Below are 5,207 nucleotides of genomic sequence, written 5' to 3'. Positions count from 1 at the left end.
TCCCCATCTTTAAATCTAGTTAAATTTTCATATTTCATGGGACTAGTATAAACAATTTTTTACTTTCGCAAGAGGTCTATTCATAGGAAATTAATCCTAAGTAGATCACAGTCATAATAGGTAAGAAGATGATAGATTGGTTTGTTCTTTTTATCCAATTCATAGTCGTGAGGTATCATCATATTAAGTTCAGAGTATTATAGTTTATGATAAAAATCTATTTTTTAGTTTAATTTACTCGCCATTCAGTGAAGTCATCGAGCATTAAAAATCATGGATACTCGCAGGCCTCTTTTTGTAACAGTGGCTTGCTCACTGCTCCAGAAATTTCAGCATTTGAACAACATAGTGAGCAGCTATTTTTGAACAGAATATTGATGCGCTGCATTTAACTATGCCAGATAGCTTTTAGATATGCCTATACTGCCTTTACAAGATGAGTTTTGTCAGAAAAAGTACCAAACAGCATAGCTAACTTCATTCTGTGCAAATGATGATCAGCGGGTGTTCCAAGTGGTTTATGCAAACATCCGTATATGCTCACCTTAGTCATGGATAAATTGTTCTAAGCGAATCATTGCATAAAAAAATTGCCTCAGATCGAGGCAATTTTTAATCGTTTAAACATTTCAGAGTTCATTTTTTACTGTCGCCATTTCAGCATTACTGGCTGATTTTTTACTGCGACCGACCACAAACCCACCAACAAACAGTACCAATGTCACCATAAGCAATCCGAACAGCACATACATAATGCTCCAAAGAGCCGTCACAACACCTTGATCATGACCACCTGTTGGTAGCATTAAACCCAAAACTGCCATGATCAAGATAATCACCGTTGAGCTAAACAAAGTAATGTTGACTTCAAAGGCAAACCAGCGACCTAAAACAGGCGGACGCCACGGCAAGACACCATTGTCATCATAAGTTGCACCGCCATATAAATTGCGCGCAAACACCGCAACAAAGAAACCGCCATAAGCAACTGCAGACATAATTGCAGCGACCCATAAGTGTTGCGGAAAGTCTGCAAACCAGATCATCCAGAGCGCCAATAATGCAAATCCGACAAAACTGTACACCTGCCAAACCACATGGAAACGCGCATGTGGTACCCAAAGTGGATTGGTCATGTGAGTCGAGTTACTGTCAAAAATCAGCGGAATCAGGCTATAACCCAAACTGGTGATGGTCAGTAAAATTTGTATAATTAAAATATTCATCCTTGTGCTCCATGCATTTATTTCTTTGTTTTATGGTGTAATTGTGAGGAATTTAAGCCAATAGATCCAAGGCAACATCCACAATCATGTCTTCTTGACCACCCACCATGCGGCGTTTGCCGAGTTCAACCAAAATATCGACTGTTTTTAAGTCATAACGACGGGCTGCACGTTCTGCGTGACGCAAGAAACTCGAGTAAACACCTGCATAACCAAGTGCTAAAGTTTCCCGATCCACTCGTACAGGTCGGTCTTGCAATGGACGCACCAGATCATCCGCAGCATCCATCAGGGCATATAAATCTGTGCCATGTTGCCAGCCAAGTTTGTCTGCTGCCGCAATGAAAACCTCCAAAGGTGCATTGCCTGCGCCTGCGCCCATTCCTGCCAGACTGGCATCAATTCGGTCACAGCCTTCTTCAACCGCAACAATCGAATTGGCAACGCCTAAACTCAAGTTATGATGGGCATGAATGCCTGTTTGTGTTTCAGGATTCAGGACATCTTTGACGGCTCGGAAACGGTCACGAATATCCTGCATGTTCATCGCCCCGCCAGAGTCCACCACATAAATGCAGCTTGCTCCGTAGCTTTCCATCAATTTGGCTTGCTGCGCCAGACCTTGCGGGGTTTGCATATGGCTCATCATCAAGAAACCAACACTGTCCATGCCGAGGTTTCTTGCATATTCAATATGCTGTTTAGAAACATCAGCTTCGGTACAGTGCGTTGCCACCCGAACCACACGCGCACCCGCCTGATAGGCATTTTTAAGATCGTGAATGGTTCCAATTCCGGGAATCAGTAATGTGGCAATTTGAGCATGCTGCACAACATCTGCCGCAGCTTCAATCCATTCCAAATCAGTATGTGCGGCAAAACCATAGTTAAAACTTGAACCTTGCAAGCCATCGCCATGGGCAATCTCGATTGAATCAACACGTGCCATATCCAGTGCCTGAGCAATCGCCTGCACCTGATCTAAACTGTATTGATGGCGAATCGCATGCATGCCATCCCGCAAGGTCACATCTGAGATATATAGTTTTTTATTTTGAACATCCATGATTGAACTCCTGTTAACCCAGTACCGCCTGTGGTTGCTGTGCCAAAGCCATACGTTCAGCCGTTGCCAGTGCTGCTGAGGTCATAATGTCGAGGTTGCCTGCATAGGCAGGTAAATAATGCGCTGCACCTTCAACTTCTAAAAAGATGGCGGTTTTCAAACCACTAAATGTGCCATAACCTGCAATATGTAAGGGTGCATCTTCAGGAATCACTTCAAACTGAATCTGCTGTTTTAAACGATAACCTTTCACATAACTCTGAACCGCAGCCACCATCTTCTGAATACTGTCAGCAATCTCTTGCTGATCAGCCAATTCACTCAGGACATACACCGTGTCACGCATCATGAGCGGTGGTTCAGCAGGGTTCATGATAATAATGGCACGCCCCTTCGCTGCACCACCAACTACTTCCAATGCCTGACTGGTGGTTTCGGTAAATTCATCAATATTGGCACGTGTCCCAGGCCCTGCCGATTTACTGGCAATTGATGCAATGATTTCAGCATAGTGAACTTTGGCAATTTTTGAGACAGCCGCCACCATCGGAATCGTAGCCTGTCCACCACAAGTCACCATGTTGACATTGTGAGTATTTAAATGTTCATCCAAATTGACCACAGGAACACAGTAGGGGCCGAGTGCCGCTGGGGTTAGGTCAATCAATCGAATATCAGGCTTATGCTGACGCAGCAAGGCTTCATTGTGAATATGAGCATTGGCACTGGTCGCATCAAAGACATATTCGATCTCTTGAAATTCAGGTGAATTAATTAAGCCTTGTACACCCTCATGGGTTGTTGCAACACCCATGCGTTGTGCACGTGCCAAACCATCTGAATCAGGGTCAATTCCGACCATCACCGCCATTTCTAATTGCTGTGAATAGCGCAAAATTTTAATCATTAAATCTGTGCCAATATTCCCTGATCCAATAATGGCAACTTTTGCTTTCTTCGCCATATCTGCTCCTTAATTTTTATTCTGTCACGTAAAATCCAGCACTCCCCAGTTGTTGCATTTCAACTGAGACATATTGATTTGGGTAAATCCATTCTGCTGCGGTTGCACCACCCGCCATCACAATCCAGCCTGCTTGTAAGGGTTCACCTGCTGCGGCTGCCAGTCGTGCCGCCGCCACCAAAGAACGTAAAGGATGTCCCAGTAATGCTGCGGTAGAACCGACATGTTTGACATGACCATCGATATTTAAAGTCAAACCCAAGTTACTAAAATCAGTTTTTGCACTTGCCCAAGGACCAATCACAAAACCACTTGAGGATGCATTGTCAGCAATCACCTCAGGCAAACTGAATTTGAAATTTTCATAACGTGAATCAATAATTTCTAAAGCAGGTGCAATGGCTTCCACTGAAGCGAGTGCTTGTGCAGCCGTGACATTACCGATTAAAGGTTTCTTTAAAATAAATGCCAACTCAGGTTCACAGCGTGGATGTACATAATTTTTAAAGGAAATACTGGTGCCTTCTTCAATCTGCATGGCATCGGTTAGACGCCCCCAAATGACATCGGACAAGCCCATTTGCTGCATTTTGGCACGGCTGGTAAACCCCATTTTGACGCCAACACGCTGTTCGCCCCGTCCTAAACGGTGAGCAATTGATGTCATTTGGATTTCATAAGCTTCTTCTAAACTGAGTTCGCCTTTCGGGTCAAATTGTGCAACTTCTGTGGCATGGCTTGCAGCTTGGTCAAGTAAGCTGGCAAAATTATGGATACTGTTCATGCAGCGACTCCTGAAAAAACGGCACGGACACTGCCTAAACCCTGAATACGTGCTTCAATCACATCGCCTGCTTGTACACTAACCATGGCACCTAAAGCACCTGATAAAATGACTTCGCCTGCACGAAGTGGCGTGCCGACACTGACCATAGTTCGAGCCAACCACTGCACTGCATTTAAAGGATGTCCCAAGCATGCAGCACCCGCACCTGTGGAAACTGGTTCACCACGACGGGTCATCACCATGCCACATAAACGTAAGTCGAGTTCCGACAAAGCCCGCGGGGTTGTTCCCAACACAAAGGCGCTCGATGATGCATTGTCAGCAATGGTATCGGTAATTTTGATGTCCCAATTCTGAATACGGCTTCCCACAATTTCCAAGGCAGGTAAGGCATAGTCAATTGCCTGCATAACATCGAGTAAACTCGGATTCGGCATATCCAAATCCTGTTTCAATACAAAGGCAATCTCGGCTTCAACCTTGGGCTGAGCCAAAATATCGGTTGGAATTGGGTCAGAATCTCCATAGCTCATATGGTCAAACAAAATGCCAAAATCAGGTTGGTCAACACCCAATTGCTGCTGTACAACCACGGAAGTTAAACCAATTTTGCATCCCACTCGACGTGCGCCTTGAGCAAGCTGACGTTCAGTGTTAATCGCTTGAATTTGATATGCTTCATCTAAACTTAAATCGGCCCATTGTCGATGCAGAGGTTCAATCGGATTGCCTGTCTGCTCAGCCTGATACAAAGCATCGGCAGCCGCTTGTAGACGTGCAGTACTCATGCTTCAGCTCCTTCTTCTTCTGTAACCACGGCTTTAACCTGCATTTCTTCTTTGGTTTTTCCACCGACAGCCCAATGTGCAGCAGGTGTACTAGTCGCATAGACACGAATGGACTCTAAAGGTGCATCTAAAGTTTCAGCGACCGTTTGCGCCACGGCTTTGACGCAGGCTTTGATTTTGGCGCTATCTCGGCCTTCGACCAGTGAAATATGAACAATTGGCATAAGGTATCCCTCTCAAATTGCGACTGTTCCATATCAAAATCGGACATTATTCTGAATATTGTCGAATCGCTGTTCTTGTTGTAATCAAGAATGCGCTGAACCTGAATTGACATCCAATGCTTTTTTAGCCAGTATTTGATACTAAAAAGGTA

Annotated in this window: 6 protein-coding genes; all 6 read right to left on the bottom strand. The window is 44.5% G+C overall.

The genetic code is table 11. The features are described from left to right. Window positions 1–629: 629 nt before the first annotated feature. The 6 genes from GBN19_RS14420 to GBN19_RS14395 are packed head-to-tail and all read right to left on the bottom strand — an operon-like array spanning window position 630 to window position 5,055. Window positions 630–1,226: a hypothetical protein gene (locus GBN19_RS14420; protein ID WP_151778597.1), complete on the bottom strand. Its 597-nt coding sequence runs from the start codon at window positions 1,224–1,226 to the stop codon at window positions 630–632. Between the two features lie 52 nt (window positions 1,227–1,278). Further along, the gene (gene mhpE / locus GBN19_RS14415) at window positions 1,279–2,292 is read right to left on the bottom strand and encodes a 4-hydroxy-2-oxovalerate aldolase (RefSeq protein WP_151778596.1); all 1,014 of its coding nucleotides are present in this window, start codon (window positions 2,290–2,292) and stop codon (window positions 1,279–1,281) included. A 13-nt stretch (window positions 2,293–2,305) separates the two neighbouring features. Continuing rightward, the gene (locus GBN19_RS14410) at window positions 2,306–3,256 is read right to left on the bottom strand and encodes an acetaldehyde dehydrogenase (acetylating) (RefSeq protein WP_151778595.1); all 951 of its coding nucleotides are present in this window, start codon (window positions 3,254–3,256) and stop codon (window positions 2,306–2,308) included. A 16-nt stretch (window positions 3,257–3,272) separates the two neighbouring features. After that, on the bottom strand, window positions 3,273–4,040 hold the full coding sequence (locus GBN19_RS14405; protein WP_151778594.1) for a 2-keto-4-pentenoate hydratase: 768 nt from the start codon (window positions 4,038–4,040) through the stop codon (window positions 3,273–3,275). After that, window positions 4,037–4,831: a 2-keto-4-pentenoate hydratase gene (locus GBN19_RS14400; RefSeq protein ID WP_151778593.1), complete on the bottom strand. Its 795-nt coding sequence runs from the start codon at window positions 4,829–4,831 to the stop codon at window positions 4,037–4,039. The genes GBN19_RS14405 and GBN19_RS14400 overlap by 4 nt, the downstream gene beginning before the upstream one ends. Further along, window positions 4,828–5,055 (bottom strand): tautomerase family protein, encoded by a 228-nt coding sequence (locus GBN19_RS14395; protein WP_151778592.1) that lies wholly within the window; start codon window positions 5,053–5,055, stop codon window positions 4,828–4,830. Before GBN19_RS14395 ends, GBN19_RS14400 begins: the two co-directional genes overlap by 4 nt. Window positions 5,056–5,207: the final 152 nt, after the last annotated feature.

The organism is Acinetobacter brisouii, from assembly GCF_008993995.1.
GTDB lineage: Bacteria > Pseudomonadota > Gammaproteobacteria > Pseudomonadales > Moraxellaceae > Acinetobacter > Acinetobacter brisouii_A.
Note: the sequence above shows the minus strand (reverse complement) of the source record. Positions and strands in the feature narration are given on the sequence as shown.

Coding starts and splice junctions, on each gene's coding strand:
- GBN19_RS14420 (WP_151778597.1), bottom strand. CDS start 1,226: ATGAATATTTTAATTATACAAATTTTACTGACCATCACCAGTTTGGGT.
- mhpE (WP_151778596.1), bottom strand. CDS start 2,292: ATGGATGTTCAAAATAAAAAACTATATATCTCAGATGTGACCTTGCGG.
- GBN19_RS14410 (WP_151778595.1), bottom strand. CDS start 3,256: ATGGCGAAGAAAGCAAAAGTTGCCATTATTGGATCAGGGAATATTGGC.
- GBN19_RS14405 (WP_151778594.1), bottom strand. CDS start 4,040: ATGAACAGTATCCATAATTTTGCCAGCTTACTTGACCAAGCTGCAAGC.
- GBN19_RS14400 (WP_151778593.1), bottom strand. CDS start 4,831: ATGAGTACTGCACGTCTACAAGCGGCTGCCGATGCTTTGTATCAGGCT.
- GBN19_RS14395 (WP_151778592.1), bottom strand. CDS start 5,055: ATGCCAATTGTTCATATTTCACTGGTCGAAGGCCGAGATAGCGCCAAA.